This is a genomic window from Sphingomonas naphthae, assembly GCF_028607085.1.
Taxonomy (GTDB): Bacteria; Pseudomonadota; Alphaproteobacteria; order Sphingomonadales; family Sphingomonadaceae; genus Sphingomonas_Q; species Sphingomonas_Q naphthae.
This window is the reverse complement of sequence record NZ_CP117411.1, coordinates 2,974,759-3,000,569: the sequence shown is the minus strand read 5'-3', so window position 1 is coordinate 3,000,569 and position 25,811 is coordinate 2,974,759. Positions and strand designations below refer to the sequence as shown.

At 68.5% G+C, this 25,811-nt stretch carries 22 protein-coding genes and 1 tRNA gene; 14 read left to right on the top strand and 9 right to left on the bottom strand.

Annotation, left to right across the window (positions count from 1 at the left end; genetic code table 11):
- The first annotated feature begins 14 nt into the window (after positions 1-14).
- Positions 15-677, top strand: a complete 663-nt coding sequence (pdeM, locus tag PQ455_RS14400; RefSeq protein ID WP_273686789.1) for a ligase-associated DNA damage response endonuclease PdeM — start codon at positions 15-17, stop codon at positions 675-677.
- A 63-nt stretch (positions 678-740) separates the two neighbouring features.
- Here pdeM and msrA read toward each other — a convergent pair whose 3' ends face one another.
- The 7 genes from msrA to PQ455_RS14365 all read right to left on the bottom strand — a co-directional run bounded on the left by msrA (position 741) and on the right by PQ455_RS14365 (position 6,591).
- The gene (msrA, locus tag PQ455_RS14395) at positions 741-1,439 is read right to left on the bottom strand and encodes a peptide-methionine (S)-S-oxide reductase MsrA (protein ID WP_273686788.1); all 699 of its coding nucleotides are present in this window, start codon (positions 1,437-1,439) and stop codon (positions 741-743) included.
- A gap of 116 nt (positions 1,440-1,555) precedes the next feature.
- On the bottom strand, positions 1,556-2,719 hold the full coding sequence (locus tag PQ455_RS14390) for a DUF1501 domain-containing protein (RefSeq protein ID WP_273686787.1): 1,164 nt from the start codon (positions 2,717-2,719) through the stop codon (positions 1,556-1,558).
- On the bottom strand, positions 2,719-4,119 hold the full coding sequence (locus PQ455_RS14385) for a DUF1800 domain-containing protein (protein WP_273686785.1): 1,401 nt from the start codon (positions 4,117-4,119) through the stop codon (positions 2,719-2,721). The genes PQ455_RS14390 and PQ455_RS14385 overlap by 1 nt, the downstream gene beginning before the upstream one ends.
- Positions 4,120-4,192: 73 nt before the next feature.
- A complete protein-coding gene (locus tag PQ455_RS14380) occupies positions 4,193-4,654 on the bottom strand; it encodes a periplasmic heavy metal sensor (RefSeq protein ID WP_273686784.1) in 462 nt (153 codons plus the stop codon).
- Positions 4,651-5,049 (bottom strand): hypothetical protein, encoded by a 399-nt coding sequence (locus PQ455_RS14375; RefSeq protein WP_273686783.1) that lies wholly within the window; start codon positions 5,047-5,049, stop codon positions 4,651-4,653. Before PQ455_RS14375 ends, PQ455_RS14380 begins: the two co-directional genes overlap by 4 nt.
- On the bottom strand, positions 5,039-5,593 hold the full coding sequence (locus PQ455_RS14370; protein ID WP_273686782.1) for an RNA polymerase sigma factor: 555 nt from the start codon (positions 5,591-5,593) through the stop codon (positions 5,039-5,041). Before PQ455_RS14370 ends, PQ455_RS14375 begins: the two co-directional genes overlap by 11 nt.
- A 257-nt stretch (positions 5,594-5,850) precedes the next feature.
- The gene (locus tag PQ455_RS14365) at positions 5,851-6,591 is read right to left on the bottom strand and encodes a queuosine precursor transporter (RefSeq protein WP_273686781.1); all 741 of its coding nucleotides are present in this window, start codon (positions 6,589-6,591) and stop codon (positions 5,851-5,853) included.
- Between the two features lie 59 nt (positions 6,592-6,650).
- Here PQ455_RS14365 and PQ455_RS14360 point away from each other — a divergent pair.
- Positions 6,651-6,727, top strand: a tRNA-Arg gene (locus PQ455_RS14360).
- Positions 6,728-6,762: 35 nt separating this feature from the next.
- Positions 6,763-7,101, top strand: a complete 339-nt coding sequence (locus tag PQ455_RS14355) for a YciI family protein (RefSeq protein WP_273686780.1) — start codon at positions 6,763-6,765, stop codon at positions 7,099-7,101.
- A 57-nt stretch (positions 7,102-7,158) separates the two neighbouring features.
- Here the strand turns inward: PQ455_RS14355 and PQ455_RS14350 are convergent, their stop codons facing one another.
- Positions 7,159-12,870 (bottom strand): autotransporter domain-containing protein, encoded by a 5,712-nt coding sequence (locus PQ455_RS14350; RefSeq protein ID WP_273686779.1) that lies wholly within the window; start codon positions 12,868-12,870, stop codon positions 7,159-7,161.
- On the opposite strand from PQ455_RS14350, the gene PQ455_RS14345 reads away from it, so the two are divergent.
- From PQ455_RS14345 to PQ455_RS14310, 8 genes are all read left to right on the top strand, one after another.
- A complete protein-coding gene (locus PQ455_RS14345; RefSeq protein WP_273686778.1) occupies positions 12,857-13,087 on the top strand; it encodes a hypothetical protein in 231 nt (76 codons plus the stop codon). The two genes, PQ455_RS14350 and PQ455_RS14345, sit on opposite strands and share 14 nt — an antisense overlap.
- A gap of 3 nt (positions 13,088-13,090) precedes the next feature.
- Positions 13,091-13,735: a hypothetical protein gene (locus PQ455_RS14340; protein ID WP_273686777.1), complete on the top strand. Its 645-nt coding sequence runs from the start codon at positions 13,091-13,093 to the stop codon at positions 13,733-13,735.
- 151 nt (positions 13,736-13,886) lie between these two features.
- The gene (locus tag PQ455_RS14335; RefSeq protein ID WP_273686776.1) at positions 13,887-15,368 is read left to right on the top strand and encodes a carboxylesterase/lipase family protein; all 1,482 of its coding nucleotides are present in this window, start codon (positions 13,887-13,889) and stop codon (positions 15,366-15,368) included.
- Positions 15,369-15,614: 246 nt separating this feature from the next.
- Positions 15,615-17,732, top strand: coding sequence for a TonB-dependent receptor (locus PQ455_RS14330; protein WP_273686775.1), 2,118 nt, complete (start codon positions 15,615-15,617; stop codon positions 17,730-17,732).
- A 4-nt stretch (positions 17,733-17,736) separates the two neighbouring features.
- A complete protein-coding gene (locus PQ455_RS14325) occupies positions 17,737-19,140 on the top strand; it encodes an FAD-binding oxidoreductase (RefSeq protein ID WP_273686774.1) in 1,404 nt (467 codons plus the stop codon).
- Positions 19,141-19,168: 28 nt separating this feature from the next.
- A complete protein-coding gene (locus PQ455_RS14320) occupies positions 19,169-20,116 on the top strand; it encodes an alpha/beta hydrolase (RefSeq protein ID WP_273686773.1) in 948 nt (315 codons plus the stop codon).
- On the top strand, positions 20,116-20,448 hold the full coding sequence (locus PQ455_RS14315; protein WP_273686772.1) for a hypothetical protein: 333 nt from the start codon (positions 20,116-20,118) through the stop codon (positions 20,446-20,448). Before PQ455_RS14320 ends, PQ455_RS14315 begins: the two co-directional genes overlap by 1 nt.
- Before the next feature lie 50 nt (positions 20,449-20,498).
- A complete protein-coding gene (locus PQ455_RS14310) occupies positions 20,499-21,233 on the top strand; it encodes a FadR/GntR family transcriptional regulator (RefSeq protein WP_273686771.1) in 735 nt (244 codons plus the stop codon).
- Positions 21,234-21,262: 29 nt separating this feature from the next.
- Here PQ455_RS14310 and PQ455_RS14305 read toward each other — a convergent pair whose 3' ends face one another.
- Positions 21,263-22,264, bottom strand: a complete 1,002-nt coding sequence (locus PQ455_RS14305) for an NAD(P)H-quinone oxidoreductase (RefSeq protein ID WP_273686770.1) — start codon at positions 22,262-22,264, stop codon at positions 21,263-21,265.
- 72 nt (positions 22,265-22,336) lie between these two features.
- Here PQ455_RS14305 and PQ455_RS14300 point away from each other — a divergent pair, with 72 nt between their 5' ends.
- From PQ455_RS14300 to PQ455_RS14290, 3 genes are all read left to right on the top strand, one after another.
- Positions 22,337-22,537 carry a DUF1192 domain-containing protein gene (locus PQ455_RS14300; protein WP_273686769.1) on the top strand — a complete coding sequence of 67 codons (201 nt, stop codon included), beginning with the start codon at positions 22,337-22,339 and terminating at the stop codon, positions 22,535-22,537.
- Positions 22,538-22,681: 144 nt separating this feature from the next.
- A complete protein-coding gene (gene clpA / locus PQ455_RS14295; RefSeq protein WP_273686768.1) occupies positions 22,682-24,997 on the top strand; it encodes an ATP-dependent Clp protease ATP-binding subunit ClpA in 2,316 nt (771 codons plus the stop codon).
- Positions 24,998-25,076: 79 nt separating this feature from the next.
- Positions 25,077-25,643, top strand: coding sequence for a hypothetical protein (locus PQ455_RS14290; protein WP_273686767.1), 567 nt, complete (start codon positions 25,077-25,079; stop codon positions 25,641-25,643).
- Positions 25,644-25,811 lie beyond the last annotated feature (168 nt).

Sequence of the window (25,811 nt, the reverse complement as noted above, 5' to 3'; positions counted from 1 at the left end):
CTTATAGGCGGGGCATGGTTCGCTTTTCGTTCTCAGGGGTGGAGCTGGTCGCGCTCGATCAGGCGGCGCTCTGGTGGCCGGCGCGCAACGCCCTGCTGCTGGCCGACCTGCATCTCGAAAAGGCCAGCTGGTTCGCCCAGCGCGGGCAGATGCTGCCGCCCTATGATTCGATCGCGACGCTGAGCGACGTGGCGGCACTGGTCGAGCGCACCGGCGCGGGCGAGGTCTGGTGCCTTGGCGACAGCTTTCACGACCGGCGTGGTTGCGAGCGGTTGCCCGAGCGCGCGCAGGCGCTGCTGCGTGACCTGACCGGCCGCACTCGCTGGACGTGGATCACCGGCAATCACGACGCGGGCATGGCCGACCATTGCGGCGGCACGCTCGCGATCGAGGCGGAGGTGGACGGGCTGGTGCTGCGCCACGAGGCCGAGCGTGCCGAGACCCGCCCCGAACTCTCGGGCCATTTCCACCCCAAGCTGCGCCTGACCCAGCGCGGCCGCCACGTCGCGCGGCGCTGTTTCGTGATGAGCGGCACCAAGCTGATCCTGCCCGCCTTCGGCGCGCTCACCGGCGGCATGGACGCGGGCGACCCGGCGATCGTGAAACTGGTCGGCGCGCGCGCCCACGCGCTGGTGCCGGTGGCGGACCGGATGCTGCGCTTCCCGCTGGCGGCTTAAACGATCGTCATTGCGAGCGAAGCGAAGCAATCCAGCTGCCGCGGCTCGCAATGACGAGGCAGGTTACCCCCGCACCAGCACCGGTTTCGCGCGATACAGGGCCGGATACATCGCCTTCAGCCCCGCCACCTTGGGCAGATCGTTGTAGCGGATATACGGCTGCTCCGGGTGCAAGGTCAGGTAATTCTGGTGATAGCCCTCGGCCGGGTAGAAGCCCTGCGCGCGCTCCAGTTTCGTCACGATCGGGCGGGGCCACAGCTTCGCCTTGCCGAGTTGGTCGATATAGGCGGCGGCCACCTTGCGCTGGGCGTCGCTCGTCGGGAACAGGGCCGTGCGATATTGGGTGCCGCGATCGGGGCCTTGCGCGTTCAGCATCGTCGGATCGGCGACGACCGAGAAATAGATCTGGAGCAGCTGCGCGTAGCTGACGACCCTCGGATCGAACACCACCCGCACCGCCTCGGCATGGCCGGTATCGCCCTCGCCGACCCGCTCGTACCGCGCGTCGGCCGCACTGCCGCCGGTATAGCCCGAGACCGCGCTCTCCACGCCGTTGACGTGCTGGAACACGCCCTGCACGCCCCAGAAGCAGCCCCCCGCGAACACCGCCGTCTCGCGGGTGGCGGTGGCGGGCGCGGTGACGAGCGGCGCGGGCGCGCGGACGACACCCTCTGCGGCGGACGCGGAGAAACCGTGCAGGGTCGCCGCTGAGAGGGCGATGGCGGCGGCACCGATCGTGAAACGCTGGAAGGTCGAGGGCATGATCCGTCACTCCGGGGAGGGTGATGCTAAGATAAGGGACCAGAACGAAAATTCGAGGGGGGACGCCCAATTCCTCATCATTGCTTCGCTGCGCTCGCAATGACGAGGCGGGACGGTCAGGCCTTGAGTAGCCCCTCCATCGGCCGCACGCCGCGCTCGCTGCCGAACAGCGCCTGCCCCGCCCGCCCGGGATCGAGCGCGAAGGTCTGCGCGGCCGCGCCCGCCGCCAGCGCGTAAAGGTCGGTGGTCGGCTTCAGATCGCGGCCATCGAGCAGAGCGGCCGGCGTCAGCCCCGGCCAGTCGCCGATCACCCGCCCGCCCTTCACCGCGCCGCCGAGCAGCATCGCCGCCGATGCGGTGCCATGATCGGTGCCGCCGGTGCCGTTGGCGGCGGCGGTGCGGCCAAATTCTGTGGCGACCAGCACCACCGTGTCGCTCCACAACGGGCCGAGCCCGTTACGCAAGGCAGCGATCAGCCGGTCGAGCTGGCGAAGCTGGGCGGCGAGGCGCCCGGCCTGGCCGCTATGCGTATCCCACCCGCCCGTCTCGATCATGGCGATGCGCGGGCCATCGGGGGCGCGGAGGAAATTGGCGGCGGTACTCCCGATCGTCGCCGCATCCTGCTGCCGCGCCTCGGCCGACATGCCGTCCGCCGCGATCCCGCGCGCCTCCATCGCCTGTGCCCACAGGCCGTGAAGCTGGGGATCGGCCTGATACAGCGTCGCCACGCGCATCAGCAGATCGTCGGTCGCCTGCGGCAGCGCGGAGGGGGCGTAGGAGGTGACGGGCGCGGCGCCGCGCAGCGCCATCGGCACGGTCGGGGCCAGCGCCACCGCTTCCCTGCCACCCGCCGGCAGCATCGCCACCAGCCGGTTGAGCCAGCCGTCCTTCACGGCATAAGGCGCGATGCCGCCCGTCTCGATCACATTCTGCGCATCGAAGTGCGATCGCTCGCGATAGGGCGAGGCGACCGCCTGCACGAACAGCGCCTGCCCGCCCTGATAGAGTTTCGCCGTCTCGGCCAGCGCCGGGTGCAGCGCGAACATCCCGTCCAGCTTCGTCGCCTGCGCCGGATCGATCGCCAGCGCCCCGCGGAGCCCGGCATAGGCGGGGTCGCCATAGGGCACGACGATGTTGAGCCCGTCGGCGGCGCCACGCTGGATGACGAAGACAAAGCGCCGATCGGTCGCGGCGCGGGCGAAGGCGATGCGCGGGGCAAAGGCGAAAGCGGCGGCGCCGAGCGCGCCGGACGCAAGGAAATGGCGGCGATCGAGGTCCATCAGGCCCTCCTCAGGAAATCGGGGGAGACGAGCAGCAAGGCGAGCGCGGTCGGCGCGCTTTCGGCGCGGGCGATCTGCTCGGCGGTCGCTTTGGCGAGCGTGCCGGGCAGCAGTTTCGGGGCGAGCGCGCGGGCGTCGATCCGGTCGCCGGCGGTGGTGGCGAAGCGTTGCGCCAGCTCCACCCGGCGGACGAGCGCGTCGGGCGCGGCCCAACTCGCCGCGACATCGTCCCACCCGGCGGGCGATCCCGGCCGCCACACCGGCTGGCCGAGCTGGTTGCTGAGCGGCAATATCTGCGCATTGCCCGCCTCGCGCCGGCCCATCGCGCGGAAGGCGGAGATCAGCCAGTCCCACGGCGTCTTGAATTTCGCCGCGCTCGCGTCCCACGCCTCGGGCGCCTCGATCAGCGCGCGATAGACGGTCGGCAGGTCGCCGTCGCTTTTCGTGAAGGCGGCGCTCAGCCGGGCGACCAGCGCGGGCGGCGGATCGTCGGCGACGAAATGGCGCGCCAGCTTGGTGGCGATGTGCTTCGCCGTCGCCGGCGCCGCCGCCAGATCGAGCAGCACGGCGCGCGCCTGTTCCTCGCCCGGCTGCGCATAGCTGCGGCCGAGGATCGTCCGCGCGCCGGGCTCGTGAAAGGCGGGGCGAAAGACGAAGCCGCCGGTCGCGTCGTCCGCCTGCGCGGGCGCCATCGCGCCGGGCGGCCGCACCGCGACGCTCCAGCCGGTCATCGCCTTGGCGAATTCGGTCACGTCGGCCTGCGAATAACCGGTGCGCGCGCCCAGCGTGTGCAGCTCCAATATCTCGCGCGCCAGATTCTCGTTGAGGCCCAGTTTGCGCTCCGGGTTCCGCTCGGCCGCGCGCTCCGCCAGCCGGCTGTTCGGCCCGGCCGATCGCGCCTGATCGAGGAACAGCTGCATCCCCGGATGCCGCTCGACGGCGAGCAGCATATCCGAAAAGCGCCCCATCACATGCGGCCGGATCGCCTCCGCCTCGAACGCGCCGGCGAAGGGGGCTGCGATCTGCTTGTCGGCCGAGACGGCGAAATGGTTCGCCCAGAAATGGACCATGCGTTCGAGGAAGGGCGTCGCCGTGGCGAGCGCCGCGTCGGCGCGGGCGTTGACGGCGGCGCGATAGGTCTCGCGTCCGTCGCGCACCACCGCCTGCCGCGCGGCGCGGCGCGCCTCCTCGTCGTCCTTGCCCATCCGGCGGACGGCGGCGAGCCCGCCGCCATAATCCTTCGCCACCGCCGCGCTGTCGGGCTGTGCCGCGATCGGCGCGGGGCGCGGATCGTAGCGATCGAACTGATCGAGCAGCCACCGTTTCGGATCGGCGGGCGCCCCCTCGTCCGGCCGGGCACCGAGCCCGAAACGATTGAGCGCGATCGATGGCGCGGACATGTGGCCTCTCCTTGTTCGGAGGCTTCAACGCGGCGGCGCGGCGATTCCGTCGCCGCCGCACCTAATCCGTCAGCTAAGGCTTGCGCGGTTGCCTGAGCGGCCCCGCCCGCCGCAGCCCATCCGCCAGCGCCTGCCGTTCGGCCACGTTCAGCCCCGCCGCCGCCGCGACGAGCCCGCGCTCGACCCGCGTGCGCACCGCCATGTCGGCCGCCCGCGCGCGATCGAGCGCCGCCGACACCTCGGCCGGGCGCCAGTCCGGCGCCACGAAGCCATCCATCGCCGCGATCCGCGCCGTGCGCCCGGCGCGCAGGTCGGGCCGGCTCTCGCGCACCGCCGCGCGCAGCGTATCGAGATAGGCGGCGCGTTTCGCCTCCGGCAGCGCCTTCGCCGCCGCGCGCAGCCGCCCGGCGCCGCCCACCGCCAGTCGTGGCGATTCCATCACGCGGTGCCAGCGCCACGCCGCCCCCGCGATCCCGCCCAGCAGGAAGATGTTGACGACGATCGACACGATCAGCGCGATCCTGAGGCCTTTCATATGCCGCTCTCCTCGATCGTGTCGTCATTGCCCCAGGCATAGCTCAAGGCCTCGCCATCGCCGTGTGGCGGCGGGGCGGCGAGCGGCTGGATCAGCGCGCCGGCCAGCGCCCCGCAGGCCGCCGTCGCGGCGAGGCCGAAGCCCGGCCACCACAGGCGCGGCCGGCGGCGGCGGGGCAGGGGCGCGGTCGCGGCGATGCGGTGGAGCAGCGCCGCGCCGGGCAGCGCCACCGCGTCGCCATCCAGCATCGCATCCAGCCGCGCCGCCTCGCCCAGCATCCGCTGCCCCTCCGCCGTCGCCGCCCATGCGCGCGCGCCCTCGCGCTCGGCCTCGGGCCAGCGCGCGGGCGTGGCGCCATAAGCGTCGAGGATCGCGGCGAACCGTTCAGGCGTCATCGCCGGCGCCTTCCATCAGCCGCGCGCGCAGGGTGCGGCGGGCGCGCGACAGCAGGCTCTCCAGCGCCTCGACGCTCACCCCCATCACCTCGGCGGCCGCGATATTGCCGAGATCCTGATAATATTGAAGCAGGATGGCCTCGCGCTGGCGTTCGGGCAGCGCGGCGATCGCCGCCGCCACGCGCGCGTCGCGCTCGTCCGCGATCAGCGCGACATCGGCCAGCGGCGCGGGATCGGCGCGGTCGGGCGGCGTGTCGGTCACCGTCTCGCGCCGCCGGCGAAGCCGGTCGCGGCAGAGGTTGAGCGTGATGCCGTGCAGCCATGTGTCCACCTTCGCCTGCCCCGTCCGCCAGCGCGGCGCGACCTTCCACAGCCGGACGAACGCCTCCTGCGTGACATCCTCCGCCTCGCCGCGATCGTCCAGCAGCCGCCCGGCGAGCGCCATCAGCCGCGGCGCCTTGGCCGCCACCAGCCGCCGCACCGACGCGGCCTCGCCGGCCGCGACCTGCGCCAGCAGCGCCGCGTCGGGATCGTCCGCGCTCATCGGCGGGGCTCTGGTCGGGGTTCAATCACACCGCTCCATGATGGGTCATGGGCCTGTAACGCGCGAGGGGCGGCGATCCGTCGCTGCATCTCAAAATCCGCCCGTCCCGAGCCCTTCGACTGCCTGCCAAGGCAGGCGCTCAGGATTAACTTCATGCCTCCGGCATGAAGTCGAGGGACGGCTCAGCATCGAGCGTAGCCGAGATACGGATGGCAGCCACGACCTCGCTTCGCTCGGGATGTGCGGAGATCGTAGAGTTAGAGCCTCGTCCGAAACGGCGTGAAATTCGTCCCCGCGTCATACACGTCCACGCCCTCGCGGCGCTTCAGCATCCCCACCACCTGATAGGTCACCGGCGTCAGCAGCGCCTCCCACGCGACCTTCAGCGCGAAATTGGTCACCATCACGGTGAACACGCCCTCGATCGTCCACAGGCCCAGGAAGGCGACGGGGTAGAAGATCAGGCTGTCGGCGGCCTGGCCGACGATGGTGGAGCCGATCGTGCGGGTCCACAGATGGCGCCCCTGCGTCAGCACCTTCATCCGCGCCATCACGAAGCTGTTGGCGAATTCGCCCGCCCAGAAGGCGATGATTGAGGCCAGCACGATGCGCGGCACCTGCCCGAACACCGCCTCGTAAGCCGACTGCCCGGTCCATCCCTCGGCGGGCGGCAGCGCCACCACCACGAAGCTCATGAAGGCCATGAACACCAGCGCGCAAAAGCCCGCCCAGATGCAGCGCCGCGCACGGGCGTAGCCGTAGACTTCGGTCAGCACGTCCCCCAGCACGTAGGAAACGGGGAAGAACAGGATGCCCGCGCCGAAGGTGAAGGGATGGCCACCGATCGACAGCGTCGCCATCTTGGCCGCGCCGATCACGTTGGAGAGCAATAGGATGGTGACGAACGCCGCCATCACGAAATCGAAATAGCGCAGCGGGCGGCCGGCCAGCGCATCCGCCTCGATCGCCGTGACCGGCGCGTTGGTGTCGTCCCCCATGGCCGCCAGACTATCGGGATTTCAGCGCCGCGCAATCCGCGCTATGCGGCATCGGTCGCGCGCCCGTAGCTCAGTTGGATAGAGCACCCGCCTTCTAAGCGGGTGGTCGCTGGTTCGAATCCAGCCGGGCGCGCCAGACCTTCTCCATCGGGCCGGCAGCGCGAGGCGGACATGACCAAATATCTCATCTCCTTCCCCAGCGAGGCCATGGTGCTGACCGAGGCGGAGTTTCCGACGGTCGTCGCCGAAAGCCATGCGGTGATCGAGGCGGCCAAGGCGGCCGGCGTCTATGTGTTCGGCGCCGGGATCAACGAACAGGTCGATCCGGTGCTGGTCTCGGGCGACGGAGCGGTGTCGCCGGAGATCTATCCGGGCAGCCGGCTCGTCGGCGGCTATACCATCCTCGAATTGCCGAGGCGCGCGGATGCCGTGGAATGGGCAAGCCGGATGGCCGCCGCCTGCCGGTGCGCGCAGGAGTTGCGGGAATTCATGTACGATCCGGCGACTTGAGGCGCGACCGGCGGGCTGATGGGGTGCGTTGCCCCGTCAGTCCGCCGGCCGCGCCCCTCACATCGCGAAGCGCAGGCCGACCGTGCCGCTGTGGCGCTTGGTGTTGCCGAACTCGCCGGTATAGCCCGCCGACAGGTCGAGCGCCGGCGACAGGCTGATGGTCACGCCGGCATTGCCGAGCGCCGTCGTCCGGTCGCGCTGGACGCCATAGGCCACGAAGGTCGGCGTGGTGCCGGCGAAGGCGGCCGTCGCCAGCCCCTCGTCGCCCGCGATCCGGCGGCGGATGCCGGCGCCGATCGAGGGCCGCACGCCGCCCAGATCGCCCGACAGATTGAGCGACCCATCGGCGAACAGCCGCTTGGCGTTGCCGCCCGCCACGGACAGGCGGAAGGGGGTGGCGCCCGTTTCGGTCAGCCGCTGGCGGCGCGAACGAACGTAGCTCAGGCCCGCCTGCGGCTGGAGCGTCCAGCCCGGCGCCAGCGCCATCGCATAGCGCAGGCTGACGTCGCCGACCCGGCCGTGCAGGTCGAAGCGACCTTTCGCGGCACTCCCCAGCACGGTGCGGTCGAGCGTGGCGCGGGTCGCGTCGTAGACGAACGAGGCCGCGAGGCGGAACCCGCCGAAGCCGCCGTCCGCCTGAACGCCCGCCAGCAGCCCGCGCCCGTCCAGATGCGCCGAGAGATCGCGCGTCCGCATCCGGCTGTCGCTGTAGCCGACGAAGGCGCCGACCGAGACATTCTCGGTGCCGATGCCGATGCCGGCATAGCCGCCGCCGAGCATTGCCCGCGTCCGCGCGACACCCTCGCCCTCGGCGCCGCGCAGCGGATGGCGATAGCCGAACGCCTGCGCGAAGCTGAACAGGCCGGTCGAGGTCCGCGCGCTGCGGACCTGGGCGCGCAGGCTGTCGACGATCGCCAGGCCGTTATCGATGCCGAGCGCGGTGGCGCTGGCATAAGGCTCTGGCGAGAGCTGGCGGAAGGCCGCCGGATTGGTCGCCCCGCCCGACAGCAATTGCGGCACCGCCGCGATCACCGCGCCGCTGGCCTGCCCACTGACGAGCAGCGCGTTGACCCCGGCGATGGTGCGGTTGACCTGGGGGGTGAAGCCCGGTGAGGTCAGGAAGGTGCCGAGCAGCGACAGTTTCGTCGCCGATTGCGACAGGAAGCCGCCGATCGTGGCGGGCTGGTTGACCGTCGCGAAGCTGCCGGTGATCCCGCCGTTGGCTACAATCAGGTCGAGCGTGACGCCCGGCGTGAGCGGGCGATTGCCGGTGAGGGTGAGCGTCGCGCCCGACGCGATCGCCAGATTGCCCGAGATCAGCAGCTGGTCGCTGACGGTCGGCGTCAGCTCGAACAGGGTGGTCGATCCCGAGGCGAGCGAGACATTGCCCGTGACGCTCATCGTGCCGGGCGAGGCACCGGGGCTGAGCGTGCCCGCCACCGCGATATTGCCGACCACCGAGCCCGCCGTACCGAAGGTGGCGCCCGCGGCCACCGCGATCTGCGGCGCGGTGAACACCGATCCCGCCGTGCCGATCAGGCGGCCGCCTACGACATCGATCCGCTCGAACGTGCGGTTGCCGGCGAGGCTGACGACGCCCGACGCCATGCGCAGCGTCTCGAAATCGGTGAAGGCGGTCAGGCCGAAGCTCACCGGGGCGGCATCGGTGCCCGCCACGGCGAATTCCAGCGTGTCGCTGCCGGCCCCGCCCGAGGCGCTGCCGTTGAAGCTGGGCGTGCCGGTGAAGCGCAGCGTATCGTTGCCCGCCCCCAGATCGACCGCGCCGGCGAAGGTGCCGGCGATGGTGAGGATGTTGGCGCCCGCGCTGCCCGTCATCGTGCCCGGGTAGACCGAGGCGGTCGTGCCGACGGTGAGGTTGCCGTCGAAGGTCAGGCGGGTCGAGGGCAGCAACTTGTTGAGCTGCACCGTGCCGCCGCCGGTGATCGCGACATCCTCGAAGCCGATGAAGGCCGCGTCGACCGCCATCGTGCCGCCATTGTTCACCAGCCGCAGCACGTCGCTGCCCGCGCCCGCGACGACGTTGCCGGTGATGTTGGCGCCCCCGTCGACCTGCATGCTGGTGTTGCCGCTGCCCAGAACGATATCGCCCAGCAGGGTGCCGCCCGATCGCACCGCGATCGATTGCGGGCGCGACACGAAGGTGGTGATCGTGCCGGCGCTGCCGATCGATCCGGTGCCGGCCACCGTCAGCGCGCCGCCGGTAAGGTCGATCGTCTCGAAGCCGGTGATCGTGCCGGACAGTGTAGCGGCGGACGTGAGCCGCATGATGTCGGTGCCCGTGCCGCCGTCGTAGCGGCCGGCCAGGGTCGTGGCGCCGAGTGAAAGGAGATCGTCCCCCGCACCCAGGCTGACGCTGGCGATGTCGCCATCGGCCGTCAGCCGCTCCGCGAAGCCGCTGCCGGAAACGGTGCCGGGCGAAAAGCCGCCCAGGGTGAGGTTCAGGCCGACGCCCGACAGGTTGATCGCCTGCCAATTCTGGTCGAGCGCGAGCGACAGATTGCCGACGCCGGTGACGCCCAGCACCTCGAAATTGGTGCGCCGGCCGATGCCGGTGCGGTCGCCGGCGATCTCGGCGATATAGGTGTCGATCCCGGTGCCGCCGTCGACGATCCCGCCGACGCTGCTGGTCGCGCCCTGCGTGAAGCTGTCGTTGCCCGCGCCGAGCAGCACATCGCCGCCGATCGTGCCGCGATTGACGACGCTGTCGACCCCGTCGCCGAGATCGATACCGCCCGAGATCGCGCCTTCGTTGACGATCCGCTCGGCCGTCGCGCTGCCGCTGATGGTGGTGGCGTTGCTGCTCGTGAGCGAGCCGCCCGCCGCCACGGTCAGCGTGCCGCCGGCCAGCCCGAAGCTCTCGGCGGTGAAGGCGCCGGAATAGATGGCATTGCCGCCGCCGGTCTGGCTGAACCGCTCGAAATTGAGGAAGTTGCTGGCGTTGACCGTGCCGCTCTGGCTGGCGTCGATGAACAGGCTGTCGATGCCGGCGCCGCCGTCCACCGTACCGTTCATCGCGCCCGCCAGTTGCAGGAAGCTGTCGTTGCCGTCGCCGAGGAACACGTCGCCGGTGATCGTCCCGCGATTCTCGATGAGGTCGTCGCCGGTGCCCAACCGGATATTGCCGGTTATGGTGCCGGTGTTCCGCAATGTTGTGACGTAATCTACCGCGTTTATTGCCGTGGGGCCGGTGATCGTCCCAGCGTTGGCAATCGTGATCGGCTGTTCGAGATCGGACGCTATCAACGAAATAGCAGCGCTGTTAGCGGGCGTGGAGATCGTGCCGTTGTTAACGATGGACCGCGCTTCGCCCTCGAGGCCGCCGAGCAGGTTTCCGTTGTTGGTGAAGGCAGGGCCGGTCGGGCTGCCTTCGATACCTATATTCAAATACGTGAGGTTCGGGGCGTTGGCCGCGCCGGCGGTGACATTCACGTTGCTGATGATCGTGCCATCGCCCGTGAAGCCGATGCTGCGCGTGAGCGGCGAAGTCGGCCCGTTGACGGTCACGACCGCGTCACCCAGCGCTTCGACCAGTTCGGCCTCGAAACTTTGCGGCAGGACCGGCGAAAGCGTCAGGCTTCCGTTTGTCACGAACTGGCTTACGAACGTGTCGTAGCCCGCGCCAGCGTTGATGACGCCGCTCACGCCGGTGATGCCGTTGCGGGCCACGAAGGTGTCGTTGCCACGGCCGAAGATCACCGACCCTGTCACCGTTCCACCGTTGGCCTGAAACCATCCCGGGCCGATCGGGCCGGTCGGCCCATTGAGTTGCACGCTGCCCTCAATCCTGCCGGCATTGACCACGACGCTCGGACCACTCAGGTTCAATGCGAGACCGCTTCCGCCGCTGATGACACCATCGACGCCATTTTCGACACGCAGGTTGCGGCCGGTCATCGAAATCGCGGTCGAACGGCTGCTGACGATCCGCCCGCTGTTGACCACCCGCGCGGTGCCGGTGGAGTGCGACAGGAAGGCTGCGATATCCGAAACGTCGATAGTGCCGCTGTTGGTCAGCGCGATGGGTGCCGCGCCGATGTTGCCAATCGCGAGCACGCCCATGGCGTTGCCACCAGCCGTCTGCGTGATGGTCCCGCTGTTGAGAATCGAGCCTTGCGTGTTGATGGCATTGGCGCCGCTGATGTTGATAGTGCCGCTGTTCGCGACCGACGCGCCGCCTTGGATGGCCCCATATTGGAAGCCGGGAGTCGTCCCGGCCTGATAATTGATTGCGCCAGCGTTCGTGAACGAGGAGTTCGTACCGAGTTGAACGACACCCGCGATGAGGTTGGTCGAGGTCAGCACGCCACGGCTGGTCACCGACAGATTGGTGGCTAGCCCCGCTCCCAGGCCGAGCGTCTGCAACTCGTTACGCCCAGTCAGCACGATGGCCGCTTGCTCCATGGCGAAATCAGCCGTCAGATCGACACTGCCCTGCCCAGTGAGCAACAGGGGCGTTGCCGACACCCCGCTGCCGGTCAGCGTGAGGCGGGCACCGTTGAGCACGTCGAACGCCACGCGCTCGAAGCCGCGTTGTGGCGCGATCGTGCTCGACGCATCGGTGGTGACGCGCAGTCGCAGCAGATCGTTGCCCGCGCCCGGATCGACAATGCCGCTGACGCCCGCGAACGGCCGTCCGACCGTCTGGACGAGGTCGGTGAAGAGAATGTCGTCCCCGGCCCCGAGGATCAGATTGCCCGCGATGGTGCCCCCAGCGTCAGAATATATGTCGGCGGAGGTGAGCGGGGCCGAGCCGACCTCGGTAAAGTCCACGTTGCCGCGGATGGTACCGGCGTTGCGAACGATGGCCTGTTCGACCGGGCCGCTCAGCGTACCCTTGATGGCGGCATTCTGGCCGCTGACGACGCCACCGGCCTGATTATCGATCGTTGAAGAACGGGAAGGGATGATGCCGATGCCCGCGCCGCCGTCGATCGTGCCGCGATTGACCAGTGTCACAGCGGCCAGTTGTACCCCGATGCCATTGCCGGCGATGGTGCCCGTGTTGGTCGAAACAACTTCGCGCGTCGCTCCGTTCTGAAGATACAGGTACAGTGCCTGCCCGGCGGTCGATCGAATGGTGCCGCTGTTCTGCAAGGCTCCCGTCGTCGAAAGTGCCAGACCAGTGGCGATGATCGATCCGCTGTTCAGGACGCTGGCATTATTTTGGAGAACCTCCAGTCGCACGGCATCGCCGCGCTCGGCGGTGATGAACCCGCTATTCTCGAACGACCGGGTGAAAGGCAGGAAGATGGCGGGCGTGGAACTGCCGATGCCGAGCGTCGCACCGATCGTCCCGCGATTGATGAAACTGATCGCGGTCGATCCGCCCGTGGCGCTCGGACCGGCCGTGATTATCGGCCCGGAAGCGTTGATCGGCCCGTTCATCGTGACGCCGCCCATGCCGGTCAGCGCGTAGCCGCCCGAAGGGATGACACCCGATAGCGTAACACGCGCGCCTCCAACGAGGTCGAACTGGACCTGTTCGAAATTCGTCGGGAGCGGCGGCGCCGTGAAGGCCAGGTCCGTCGCCACCCGATACTGGATGGTGTCGATACCGGTACCGCCGTCGATCGCGCCGGTAATGTTGGACTGGAAAGCAGGGCCGGCTGCCGCATCGACGAACAGACGATCGTCCCCCGCCCCCAGCGAAACGCCGCCCTGAACGCTTCCGCCGACAAGCGATACGGTATCGGCTGCGGTGCTGCCGGCGATCGATCCGATGATAGACCCGGTATTGGTCAAGGTCATCGCCGCCGTTCCCCCACGCACGGCAATGCTGCCGGCCGAGCGAATCGTTCCGGTATTGGTAAGCCGGAGGCTGTTCGTCGCCTCGATCGCGGCCCCTATCCCGTTGTTCGTGATCAGCCCGCTATTGGTGATGATCGGATTGGAGGCGGGAAAGTTGATCGTCCCGACCAGGCCGTTCGATAGGATCGATCCGCTGTTCGCAACCGTGCCCGGATAGAAAGTGAAGATCCCGCCGGGCGGGGCAACGAAGGTGTATGCGCTCAGCGTGCCGCCATCGATCGTTCCCATATTCGTCAGATCGCCGACGGGCGCATTGATGCCGCCGATGAACCCGCCGGTCGCGTTGGTGACCGAAAAAAAGGCCGTGTTCCCGGAACTCGTCGTTTGGAGAGCGGCGCCAGTTTGCGACGTGATCGATCCCAAGTTGCTAAGACGCGCGCTGGCCCGCGTATCCGTGTTGCCGGTGGTTCCCGGGGTAAGGACGATCGCCCCATTCGGGCCACTTAGCGAAGCCTCGCGATCGACGGCAATGGTGGCATTGGTCAAGTTGACGGTCAGCCCGCCTGTCGTGACGCCGGTACACAGGGTTATGCCGAATGGGCCCGGATTCGGTGTGCAGGCCGCGTATCCGGCCGTCGATATGGACGCGAGCGCCAACGCGAAAACGCTCGCCGTGGAGCGAGCGAAACCAGTGTCGAACTTCATATTTCCCCCTGTGGCCCGAAAGCGGGTTTGCAAGGATTTCGGCGCGTCGCAAGTGGTTGGCGGTGTCCCTGATTGCGGAAAATCCCGAACCGTCATTGTGAACAGGGGCCGTGAGCGAGCTATTCCCCTCGTGAACATCAGTCAGACGACGTTCAGATAGACACCGAAAATCCGTACGGAAATTTTTAGTTCATTTCGGAGGTAACGAATTCGCCTGCCTCTCGACCCCCGGAAACGGCGCCGACGGTAGCGCCCACAGCACGCAAGGCGTATCGGGGCGTCCATAAGAAAAAATGCCCGAGAGGAGAGGCATGGAAGAGATGATCGTCGGGACGCGCCGTGGGCGTGTCCGTGGGGTCGTGGAGGCGGGGGTGGTCCGCTTTCTGGGCGTGCCCTATGCCGCGCCGCCGGTGGGGGCGTTGCGGTTCGCCGTGCCGCAGCCGCACGCGGCCTGGGATGACATAAGGGACGCGAGCGTGCCGGGCGCCAACGCGCCGCAATCGGCCGCGAAGGTCTTTCCCGGCCTCGATATCTCGATCCTGATCGGCAAGGGCTGGCAACCGGGGGAGGATTTCCTCACGCTCAATATCTGGCGGCCGGCGGGCGAGGTGCGGGGCGCGCCGGTGATGCTGTTCGTCCACGGCGGCGCGTTCGTCGTCGGGAGCAAGGATGCGGCGGTCAACGACGGCGGCGCCTTCGCGCGCGACGGCGTGATCCTCGTCGCGATCAATTACCGGCTGGGGGTGGAGGGCTTCCTGCCGATCCCCGGCGTGCCCACCAATCTGGGCCTGCGCGACCAATTGGCCGCGATCCGCTGGGTGCGCGACAATATCGCGGCTTTCGGGGGCGATGCCGACAATATCACGGTCTTCGGGGAATCCGCCGGCGCCATGTCTGTCGCGAACCTCGTCGCCTCGCCGCTGGCCGAGGGGCTGCTCCGCCGCGCGATCGTGCAGAGCGGCCATGGCGCGATGACCCGATCGATCCCGCTGGCGCGCAAGGTGGTGGCGAAACTGGCGAAGATCGCCGGTATTACGCCCGACGAGGCCGGCTTCCGCTCCAGGCGGCCCGGCGACTTGATCGGCGCGGTCGAGCGGATCAACCAGCCCACCACCAGGATCGACCTGCGCGACGCGCACGGCCGCGAGCCGGTGTTCGGGATCAGCCGCCTCATCCCCGTCCATGGCGACGACGTGCTGCCGCTGCCGCCGCTGGAGGCGCTGGCCCAGGGGCAGGGCGCCGATATCGATCTGCTGATCGGCACCAATGCCGAGGAGATGAATTTCTACTTCGTGCCGACGGGCCTGCGCGACAGGCTGGGCCGGCTGCTCGCCACCTTTGCGCTGCACCGGGTGCAGCCCCACGCCAATCGCGTGCTCAAGACCTATGGTATCGGCCGGGGCGTGAAGCCCGGCCGGGCCTTCACCGCCGCCGCGACCGACATCGTGTTCCGCTGGCCGACGCGGCGCTTCGCCGAGGAGCATCGCGGGCGAACGCATATGTACGAATTCGACTGGCCCTCGCCGCGCTTCGGCGGGCTGGGCGCGGCGCATGGCATGGAATTGCCCTTCGTGTTCGACACGCTCGCCTGCGCCACCGGAGAGGACGTGCTGGTCGGCGAACATCCGCCGCAGGAACTGGCTACGCGCATCCACCGCCTCTGGATCGATTTCGCGCGCGACGGCAGCCTGCCGTGGCGCCCCTTCACGCGGGACGACCGGCAGGTGTTCCAGTTGGCGACTGGCGCGGCGATCGACGAAGCGCCGCTGCCGATCGCGCCCTTCCTGCCCTGATCCGGCGACTCGGGTGGCGCCCGATGCCGATCCGGCGCCCGCATTTTTCACCCGGTTCATGCCGCTGTGCGACGGCGGATGCGCCGTTAACCATAATGGCTGCGTCTTTTCGGCGCCCCGCAAGCCGCTGCAATGCGGCATCTTTTCGACTTGGTGGCGACCTATCCGATAGGTTATAAGCTGTCAGATAGGTTGTTCCGACCGGCAGGGCATGATCTCTCGCCGGCGGTGTCAGGAGGATGCTCCATGAAGCACGGCTTGTCCCTTCTTGCCGGGATCGCGCTGTCGGCGCTGGTGCCGGGCGTCGCCCGCGCCGAGGCCGACCCCGCCGATCCGGTGGCGCAGGCGCCCGAGGCCGTCGGCGGCGACATCGTCGTCACCGCCCGCCGCCGCGAGGAATCGCTGAAGGACGTGCCGATCGCCGTCAGCGCCGTCACCGCCGACACGCTCAAGCAGCAGCAGATCTATGCGGTGAAGGACATCGCCGCCTATACGCCGGGCCTCAACATCAATTCGGATTCGGTCGGCCGCGCCTTCGTGTCGATCCGCGGCATCGGCACCACGCTGATCGATACGGTGCAGCCCGGCGTCGGCATCTTCATCGACGGCATCTATCAGCCCAACACCAGTTACCTGAACAGCCCGCTGGTCGATGTGGCGCGGGTCGAGGTGCTGCGCGGCCCTCAGAGCACATTGTTCGGCAACAACACGCTGGGCGGCGCGATCAACGTCGTCACCCGCCAGCCGGGCAACGAGCTGGAAGGGCGTATCGACGGGGCCTGGGTGGGCAGCGACGATTTCCGCTCGCTCTCCGCCAGTGTCAGCGGGCCGATCGTGGCCGACAAATTGCAGGTGCGGATGGGCGCGGCCTATCATCACCAGGATGGCTTCCAGACCAATCTGCTGGCCGGCGGCGACCAGAATCCGCTGACGCAGAAGAGCGTCAACGGCACGATCCGCGCGCTGCCGACCGAATGGGCGACCTTCACCCTCAACGGCAATTACGATCGGGTGCGGGGCGGCAACACGCCCTATTTCGGGGTTTCCGGCCCGACCGATTACTCGCTCGATGGCCGCACCAACCAACGCAGCCTCGCCACGATCACCTACAAGGGGGTGAGCGGCAAGGGCGAGTTCGAGCTGCCCGGCCTCGACAGCACGCTCACCGCCGTCCTCGCCTACAATCGCCGCAACAACAGCGCCTCGAACGACGGCGATTATGGCCCGGTCGATTTCATCCGCTCCTCGGGCGACGGTCGGCTGACCACCAAAACGGGCGAAGTGCGGCTCGATAGCAAGTGGAGCGAGGCCTTCTCCACCCTGATCGGCGTGTTCGCCACCAGATCCACCACGGTGCAGAACACCGTCACCCGCGTCATCCCGCTCAACCGGGTCGCCACCGCCACCGCGCGGACGGAGAATGAATCGCAGGCGATCTTCGGCACGGCCTTCTTCAAGATCGATCCCACGCTCGATCTGTCGGTGGGGCTGCGCTACGATCACCAGACGCTGAGCGCCAGCAACGCCGGTTCGGCCGCCGCCTACAAGGCCAACAAGCTCCAGCCGCGCGCCACGCTCGCCAAGAAATGGACGCCCGATTTCATGACCTACGCCTCGGTCGCGCGCGGGGTGCGCGGCGGCGGGCAGAACGGGCCGGGCGCGCCGAACCTGATCTATCAGGGCGACGATGTGTGGACCTACGAACTGGGCACCAAATTCGCCACGCCCGATCGCGTCCTGTCGGTCGATGCGGCAATCTTCTACAACGACTACAACAATTTCATCGGCCAGAACTCGCTGGCGCCCAGCACCACCGGCGCGGGCTTCGTCGCGGTCAATCTCAACACCGGCCATGTCACCAGCTACGGCTTCGAGGCGGAGGCGCATCTGCGGCCGACCAGCCGCTGGCGGATCGACGGCGGCCTGACCCTGCTCCACGCGCGGATCACCAACGACGATCAATATCTCGCCATCACCGGCACCCACGTCTCGTCCGACCGGATCATCTTCACGCCGGACTGGAACTTCAATCTCGGCAGCAACTACACCATGCCGCTGGGCGACAAGGCTTTGGTGCTGGATGCCGGCCTCGTCGCCAAGGGCAGCCGGGTCGGCAGCTCGCTCGATCCCAATGTCTCGCCGCGCCTGTCGCCTTATTATCTCGTCAACGGATCGGTGACGTTCAAGCTGGCGCGCGGCTACGACATCGCCGCCTTCGCGACGAACCTGTTCAACGAGAAATATATCGAAAGCTATATCGATCGCTCGGCGCTGGTGCGCGCCGGCCTCGCCGCGGTCGCGCAGAACCTCGCGCTGCAAGGCCCGCGTCGCCGGGTCGGCGTGCGCGCCACCGCGCGGTTCTGATCCGATGGGCGCCCATCATCCGCCCCAGCCGCGCGCCACGATCCCGGACGGTTTCCTCGACCGGCTGGGGCATCTGGTGGGCGACCGCCTCCAGCTCGGCGAGGCGATCCGCCGCCAGCACGGCCAGAGCGAGGCGCATTTCGAGGCCGTCCTGCCCGACGCCGTCGTCTTCGCCCGATCGACCGAGGAGGTGGCGGCGGTGGTGCGCCTGTGCGTCGCCGCCGAGGTGCCGATCGTGCCGTTCGGCGCGGGCACCTCGATCGAGGGCAATGCCATTCCGGTGCGCGGCGGCCTCTCGCTCGACCTGACGGGGATGGATGCGATCGTCGCGGTGAATGCCGAGGATTTCGACTGCACGGTGGAGGCCGGCGTCCGCCGCGAGCAGCTCAACGAGCATCTGCGCGACATGGGCCTGTTCTTCCCGATCGATCCCGGCGCCAACGCCACGATCGGCGGCATGGCGGCGACCCGCGCCTCGGGCACCAACGCCGTCCGCTACGGCACCATGCGCGAGGCGGCGCTGTCGCTGACGGTGGTCACGCCCGACGGCAGGATCGTCCGCACCGCGCGGCGGGCGCGCAAATCGGCGGCGGGCTATGATCTCACCCGGCTGATGATCGGCAGCGAGGGCACGCTCGGCATCATCACCGAGGTCACGCTCCGGCTGCACGGCATCCCCGAGATGATCTCGGCGGCGGTGTGCAGCTTCTCGAGCCTGAAGGGCGCGGTCGATACCGTCGTCCAGTCGATCCAGATCGGCGTGCCGCTGGCGCGGGTCGAGATTCTCGATGCGATGCAGATGCGCGCGGTCAATCGCTGGTCGAAGCTCGATTACCCCGAGGAGACGACCCTCTTCTTCGAATTTCACGGATCGCCGCGATCGGTGGAGGAACAGGTCGAACTCGTGCGCGAGATCAGCGGCTTGAACGGCGGCGGCGAATTTCGCTGGTCGAACCGGCCGGAGGAGCGATCCCGGCTGTGGAAAGCGCGGCACGAGGCTTATTACGCCGCCGTCAACCTGCGCCCCGGCGCGGTCGGCTGGGCGACAGACGTGTGCGTGCCGATCAGCCGGCTGGCGGAATGCATCACCGAGACGCGCGCCGATCTCGACGGCGCGAGCCTGCCCGCCACGATCCTGGGCCATGTCGGCGACGGCAATTTCCACGTCATCTTCTCGATCGATCCAGATGCGCCCGAGGAGATGGCCGAGGTGGAGGCGCTCAACGACCGGCTGGTCGCGCGTGCGCTGGCGATGGACGGCACCTGCACCGGCGAACATGGCATCGGTCTGGGCAAGAAGCAGGCGCTGATCGACGAACTGGGCGACGCGGTCGACATGATGCGCCTCATCAAGCGCGCGCTCGATCCGAAGGATCTCTTCAATCCGGGCAAGATCTTCGCGCTCTGACATTCGGTATTCTTACGGAGCCGCCTTCATGGACAGCCTCCACCTCGTCGATCCGCAACTCCGCCCGCTGCTCGATGCCTGGCCGATGACCCGGCTGAACGACGAGACGCTCGCCGCCTCCCGCGCGCGCGAATTCCCGATCCCGCCGTTCGATCGGCGCGGCACCTTGCTCGAACGGCGTAGCGTGCCCGGCCCGGCGGGCGCGCCCGATGTCGGCCTCGTCATCTACCGGCCGGAAAAACCCTGCGGCCCGCTGCCGGCGATTTTCCACATCCACGGCGGCGGGTATGTCGGCGGCGCGGCGGACCAGATGGAATTCCTCCACCGCCCGCTGGTCAAGGCACTCGGCTGCGTGCTGGTGTCGGTCGATTACCGGCTGGCGCCCGAGGCGCCTTTCCCGGCGGCGATCGAGGATTGCTATGCCGGTCTCGCCTGGGTGATCGCCCACGGCTGGGCGCTCGGCATCGATCCGGCGCGCATCGGCGTGATGGGCGAAAGCGCGGGTGGGGGGCTCGCGGCGGCGCTGGCGCTGATGGTGCGCGACCGGGGCGGATATGCCCTCGCCTTCCAGCATCTGATCTATCCGATGCTCGACGATCGCACCTGCGTCACCGCCGACCCTCATCCCCATGCCGGCCAGTTCATCTGGCCGCCGCACAACAATCATTACGGCTGGGGCGCCCTGCTCGGTCACGCGCCGGGCATCGACGGCGTCTCGCCCTACGCCGCACCCGCCCGCGCCACCGACCTGAGCGGCCTGCCGCCGACCTATATCGCGACGGGCGCGCTGGATCTCTTCGTGGAGGAAGACATGGATTATGCGCGGCGCCTGTTGCGGGCCGGGGTGGCGACCGAGCTGCACGTCTATCCCGGTGCGTTCCATGGCTTCGACATGTTCCCCGGAGCCGCCGTCGCCGCGCAGGCGGTGCGCGACAGCCGCGACGCGCTCGCGCGCTTCCTGCGGGCGGCCGGCTGATGGCGACCGCTTTCCCCACCCCGCCGCTGCCCGCGCCCACCCAGCGCGGCGTCGGCGATATCGGCGGCTTCACCGCGATGGGCTCGTTCGGCGTCGTGCAGGAGGCCGCCAAGGCCGAAATGGGCCTGAGCGACCAGTTGCTCGGCACCTTGCTGACCGGGCTGGCGCAGGGCACCGGCTGCTGTTCGTCGCGCGGATGCTGGCGGGGATCGGCACGACCGGTGCGCCCGGCGCTTGCCATCGTCGGCGTGGCGGTCAGCCTCGTCTCGGTCGGCGCCTTCGCGCTGGCGGCGCGCGGGGCTGGGCGGCTGCGGGCGCCGGGGCGGGAATAAGCCGCGATGCGCCCTTGCCCATCATGGCCCGAGCCCGATAGGTTGACGGAATGAACGGTCGCGCGGCGGCGGACAGTCGCTCTCTGGTCCAGCAGGCCGTCGATGCCGTGCGTGCCCATATCCGGGCGCACGACCTGAAGGTGGGCGATACCCTGCCGAGCGAGGGCGATTTCGCGGGCGAGCTGGGCGTCAGCCGGGCGGTGATCCGCGAGGCGTTCGGCGCGCTGGCCGCGCTCAAGCTGATCGACGTCGCCAACGGCCGCCGCGCGCGGGTCGGCGCGCTCGACGGGGCGGTGATGGCCACGTCGGTCGATCATGCCGTCGCCACGGAACAGATCAGCGTGGCCGAGGTGTGGGACGTGCGCCGCACCGTCGAGGTGCGCATCGCCGCCCTCGCCGCCGCCAACCGCACCGATGCGCAGGCCGCCGCCATCCTCGCGCTGGCCGGCGCCATGGCGATCGATGCCGATCATCCGGCGCGCATGATCGCACACGACATCGCCTTTCACGACGCCATCGCCGAGGCGGCGGGCAACCGGCTGTTCACCGAGATCGTCAAATCCTTCGCGCCGCTGATGGAGATCGCCGTGCCGCAGGCGTGGCGCACGCGGACGACGCCCGAACAGAAACGCGCCATGATCGAGCGTCACGAGATGCTCGCCCGCGCCATCGCCGAGCGCGATCCCGAGCGCGCCGGCCGCGCCATGAACCGCCATTTCGATCGCTCGATCGACGATCTGCTCACCTCCGACGCCACGCTGGATTTCGCCGCCACCACCGGCTGAGGTGCGCCGGCTGCGCCGTCAGGCGGGTGTCACTCAATCGTCAGCACGATCTTGCCGACATGCTCGCCGGCGTCGAGGCGGGCGTGGGCCTTGCTCGCCTCGGCCAATGGGAAGGTGGCGTCGATCACCGGGCGCAGGCTGCCGTCGGCGACGTGCGGCCACACCATCTGGGCGATTTCGTCGGCCACCAGCGCCTTGAAGGCGAGGTCGCGCGCGCGGAGCGTAGAGCCGGTCAGCACGAGGCGCTTCTGCATGACGGCCATGATGTTGATCTCCGCCTTCGCCCCGCGCTGGGTGGCGATCGAGACATGGCGGCCCTCCACGCCAAGGCACTGGATGTTGCGCGGCAGATAATCGCCGCCGACCATGTCGAGCACCACGTTCACGCCGCGCTTGCCGGTGATACGCGCGACTTCCTCGACGTAGTCCGCATCGCGATAGTTGATCGCATGGGCCGCCCCCAGCTTGAGCGCGGCGGCGCATTTGTCGTCCGATCCGGCGGTGACGATGATCGTCAGGCCGAAGAGCCTGCCCAGCAGGATCGCCATCGTGCCGATGCCGCTGGTGCCGCCATGGACCAGCACGATGTCGCCCTCGCTGGCGTAGGCGCGCTGGAACAGGTTGGTCCACACGGTGAAGAGCGTTTCGGGCAGTGCCGCCGCCTCGATCAGCGAAAGACCCTCGGGCACGGGCAGGCATTGCCCTGCGGGCGCCACGGCATATTCGGCATAGCCCCCGCCCGCGACGAGCGCGCAGACGGCCTGCCCCTCGATCAGCGTCTCCACGCCCTCGCCCAGCGCGACGATCTTGCCCGCCAGTTCGAGGCCGGGAATGGAGGGGGCACCCGGCGGCGGCGGATATTTGCCCGCGCGCTGCATCGCGTCCGGCCGGTTCACCCCCGCCGCCGCGACCCGGATCAGCACCTCGCCGGGGCCGGGCGCGGGCACGGGCCGCGTCACCGCCACCAGCACCTCCGGGCCTCCCGCGGTTTCGGGATCGATCGCCGTCATCGTCGTGGGCAGGTCGGCCAAGTTTCGCTCCCGTCGTCGCAAATCGCGAGTCTCGCGATTGACTTGGAACGCCCGCCGGTCAACCCTCCGCACATGGACCTCGACGAGCTGTTCGCGAAAAAGGGCCCCGGCGATCCGCTGGTGGCGCTGCTCGCGCAGGATCTCGACCGGCTTTCGCTGGAGGAGCTGGAAGAGCGCATCGCCGCGCTGGAGGCCGAAGTGGGCCGGTGCCGCGCCAGGATATCCTCTGCCGTTAACCATCGCGCAACCGCCGAGAACCTATTCCGGCGATGAGGGTGGTCGGCGCCTTGCGGGATCAGACCCGAGGGCCCCGGCCGGGGATCGTTCCATTTCCCGACTTGATAGCGGGCCAATCGATCCCGACATTGTTGTGGCGGCCCCGCCTTCCCCGGCGTCGGCCCAAGGAGTTTTAGTCCCATGCCATCCTTCGCCCGCGAACTGGAACAGACCCTTCACAATGCGCTCACAGCCGCGTCGAGCCGCCGCCACGAATATGCGACGCTGGAGCATCTGCTCCTCGCGCTGATCGGCGACGACCATGCGTCGAAGGTGATGCTCGCCTGCGGCGTCGACGTCGGCGAGCTGAAGGACGCGGTGACCGTCTATCTCGACACCGAGCTGGATGCGCTGAAGGTGGAGGGGGATACCGATCCCTCGCCGACCAGCGGTTTCCAGCGCGTCGTCCAGCGCGCCATCCTCCACGTCCAGTCCTCCGGCCGCGAGGAGGTGACCGGCGCCAACGTGCTGGTCGCGCTCTTCTCCGAACGCGAGAGCTATGCCGTCTTCTTCCTGCAACAGCAGGACATGAGCCGCCTCGATGCGGTCAGCTTCATCAGCCATGGGGTCGGCAAGGCCGGCCATTCGACGGAGGCGCAGAGCGTGAAGGGCTCCGAAGAGGAGAAGCAGGCCAAGCCCGAGACGAAGAAAGGCGAGAGCGCGCTCAAGCAGTTCACCGTCAACCTCAACGAGAAGGCCAAGGAGGGCAAGGTCGATCCGCTGATCGGCCGTGGCGCCGAGGTCGATCGCACGGTGCAGATCCTGTGCCGCCGTTCGAAGAACAACCCGCTCTATGTGGGCGATCCGGGCGTGGGCAAGACGGCCATCGCCGAGGGGCTGGCGCGCAAGATCGTCGAGGGCAATGTGCCCGAGGTGCTGCTGCCGGCCGTCATCTACTCGCTCGACATGGGCGCGCTGCTGGCGGGCACACGCTATCGCGGTGATTTTGAGGAGCGTCTGAAGGCGGTCGTCAACGAACTGGAGAAGCTGCCGCACGCGGTGCTGTTCATCGACGAGATTCACACGGTGATCGGTGCCGGCGCCACCAGCGGCGGCGCGATGGATGCGTCGAACCTGCTGAAGCCCGCGCTGTCGGGCGGCACGATCCGCTGCATCGGCTCGACCACCTACAAGGAATTCCGCAACCATTTCGAGAAGGACCGCGCGCTGCTGCGGCGCTTCCAGAAGATCGACGTGAACGAGCCGACCGTGGAGGATACGATCAAGATCCTCGCCGGCCTGCGTTCGGCGTTCGAGGATCATCACAGCGTGAAATACACGCCCGACGCCATCAAGGCGGCGGTCGAGCTGTCGGCGCGCTACATCAATGACAGGAAGCTGCCCGACAAGGCGATCGACGTGATCGACGAGGTCGGCGCGATGCAGATGCTGGTGGTGCCCTCCAAGCGCAAGAAGATCATCACGCCCAAGGAGATCGAGGCGGTGATCGCGACGATGGCGCGCATCCCGCCGAAATCGGTGTCGTCGGACGACAAGAAGTCGCTCGCCAGCCTCGAGACCGATCTCAAGCGGGTCGTGTTCGGGCAGGACAAGGCGATCGAACTGCTGTCCTCGGCGATCAAGCTGAGCCGGGCGGGCTTGCGCGATCCAGACAAGCCGATCGGCAACTATCTCTTCACCGGCCCCACCGGCGTCGGCAAGACGGAGGTGGCGCGCCAGCTGGCCAGCATCATGGGCATTCCGCTCCAGCGTTTCGACATGTCCGAATATATGGAGCGCCATTCGGTCAGCCGGCTGATCGGTGCGCCGCCGGGCTATGTCGGCTTCGATCAGGGCGGGCTCCTGACCGACGCGGTCGACCAGCATCCGCATTGCGTGCTGCTGCTCGACGAGATCGAGAAGGCCCACCCGGACCTGTTCAACATCCTGCTCCAGGTGATGGATAACGGCCGCCTGACCGACCAGCACGGCAAGTCGGTCGATTTCCGCAACGTCATCCTCATCATGACGACCAATGCGGGCGCCAGCGACATGGCGCGCGAGACGGTCGGCTTCGGCGCGCTCACCCGTGAGGGCGAGGACGAGCAGGCGGTGCAGAAGATGTTCACGCCGGAATTCCGCAACCGGCTCGATGCGATCGTGCCGTTCGGCTACCTGCCAACCTCCGTCGTGGCGCGGGTGGTGGACAAGTTCATCCTCCAGCTCGAACTCCAGCTCGCCGACCGCGAGGTGCATATCTCGCTCGACGACGAGTCGAAGACGTGGCTCACCGCCAAGGGCTACGACAAGCTCTACGGTGCGAGGCCCATGGGCCGCCTGATCCAGGAGAAGATCAAGCAGCCGCTGGCCGAGGAACTGCTGTTCGGCAAGCTGGTCCATGGCGGCGAGGTGAAGGTGCACATGAAGGACGGCGCGCTCGCCTTCGAGATCACCTCGGCCGCGCCCAAGCGTCCCAAGAAGGGCGGCAAGAAGAAGACCGACGAGGTCGGGGCCTGATCCGCTGCCCCGCCCGGCGACCGCGCCGGGCGGGCGGTGTGACGGTGCCGACGACGGTGCGAACCACGAGCGGCGGAGCATGAACGCTCCGTCGCTCGTTCTTCGTCCGGCCACCGCCGCGCCCCTCCGCTCCCCCGCCGCCCTCCACCGCGCCCATGCCACGCTCGCGCGCGGCACGGCCTTCTTCGCGGCCCGCGACTGGGCGAGCGACGGCACCCATGCGCGGGTGATCGGCAACGGCCTGCGCGAACTGGATCGCTTCCTGAACCTGCTGCTCGACGAGGTGGCGGCGCTCGCGGGCGCGGTGGAGGATCGCGCCGGCTTCGTCCGCCAGACCAACGCCGCCAACAAGCTCGCCACCCTGCTCGGCCCCGCCAGCCTGCATGGCGACCGGCTGCGCGCGATCGGCCGGGTGCGCGCGGCGCTGTTCCATTGCGGCGGGCGGGCGCATCGCCCCGGCCTCGTCGCCGATTTCGCGCTGGCGCTCGGCCGGGCCGGGGATGGCGCGCCGTTCGCCATGCTGGTCGTCGCGGCGGGCGATATGGCGTTGATCTGCGCCTTTTACGATCGAATCACGGCCGAATTGCTGGCGATTGTCAAGGACGGTCGGGCCGTTCTGATTGACTTATCGGCGATGCAACCCTAAATAAAAGGCCGTTGACGTCGCCTGCGGCGGAATGGATGCCGATCCGGCACCTGCTTCCCTTTCACGCTTCATCATGGCCCGGCCGCTCCTCCGGCCCGGATATTCTCGCGTGTTGGAAGTTTAGATGATCCTGATATCTCGCAAATTCTTCTTGGTCGAGGTCGCCTG

Excerpts from the sequence above, each read along its gene's own strand:
- pdeM (WP_273686789.1), top strand. The coding sequence starts at position 15 with ATGGTTCGCTTTTCGTTCTCAGGGGTGGAGCTGGTCGCGCTCGATCAG.
- msrA (WP_273686788.1), bottom strand. The coding sequence starts at position 1,439 with ATGCCCTCGACCTTCCAGCGTTTCACGATCGGTGCCGCCGCCATCGCC.
- PQ455_RS14390 (WP_273686787.1), bottom strand. The coding sequence starts at position 2,719 with ATGGACCTCGATCGCCGCCATTTCCTTGCGTCCGGCGCGCTCGGCGCC.
- PQ455_RS14385 (WP_273686785.1), bottom strand. The coding sequence starts at position 4,119 with ATGTCCGCGCCATCGATCGCGCTCAATCGTTTCGGGCTCGGTGCCCGG.
- PQ455_RS14380 (WP_273686784.1), bottom strand. The coding sequence starts at position 4,654 with ATGAAAGGCCTCAGGATCGCGCTGATCGTGTCGATCGTCGTCAACATC.
- PQ455_RS14375 (WP_273686783.1), bottom strand. The coding sequence starts at position 5,049 with ATGACGCCTGAACGGTTCGCCGCGATCCTCGACGCTTATGGCGCCACG.
- PQ455_RS14370 (WP_273686782.1), bottom strand. The coding sequence starts at position 5,593 with ATGAGCGCGGACGATCCCGACGCGGCGCTGCTGGCGCAGGTCGCGGCC.
- PQ455_RS14365 (WP_273686781.1), bottom strand. The coding sequence starts at position 6,591 with ATGGGGGACGACACCAACGCGCCGGTCACGGCGATCGAGGCGGATGCG.
- PQ455_RS14355 (WP_273686780.1), top strand. The coding sequence starts at position 6,763 with ATGACCAAATATCTCATCTCCTTCCCCAGCGAGGCCATGGTGCTGACC.
- PQ455_RS14350 (WP_273686779.1), bottom strand. The coding sequence starts at position 12,870 with ATGACCTTGACCAATACCGGGTCTATCATCGGATCGATCGCCGGCAGC.
- PQ455_RS14335 (WP_273686776.1), top strand. The coding sequence starts at position 13,887 with ATGGAAGAGATGATCGTCGGGACGCGCCGTGGGCGTGTCCGTGGGGTC.
- PQ455_RS14330 (WP_273686775.1), top strand. The coding sequence starts at position 15,615 with ATGAAGCACGGCTTGTCCCTTCTTGCCGGGATCGCGCTGTCGGCGCTG.
- PQ455_RS14325 (WP_273686774.1), top strand. The coding sequence starts at position 17,737 with ATGGGCGCCCATCATCCGCCCCAGCCGCGCGCCACGATCCCGGACGGT.
- PQ455_RS14320 (WP_273686773.1), top strand. The coding sequence starts at position 19,169 with ATGGACAGCCTCCACCTCGTCGATCCGCAACTCCGCCCGCTGCTCGAT.
- PQ455_RS14315 (WP_273686772.1), top strand. The coding sequence starts at position 20,116 with ATGGCGACCGCTTTCCCCACCCCGCCGCTGCCCGCGCCCACCCAGCGC.
- PQ455_RS14310 (WP_273686771.1), top strand. The coding sequence starts at position 20,499 with ATGAACGGTCGCGCGGCGGCGGACAGTCGCTCTCTGGTCCAGCAGGCC.
- PQ455_RS14300 (WP_273686769.1), top strand. The coding sequence starts at position 22,337 with ATGGACCTCGACGAGCTGTTCGCGAAAAAGGGCCCCGGCGATCCGCTG.
- clpA (WP_273686768.1), top strand. The coding sequence starts at position 22,682 with ATGCCATCCTTCGCCCGCGAACTGGAACAGACCCTTCACAATGCGCTC.
- PQ455_RS14290 (WP_273686767.1), top strand. The coding sequence starts at position 25,077 with ATGAACGCTCCGTCGCTCGTTCTTCGTCCGGCCACCGCCGCGCCCCTC.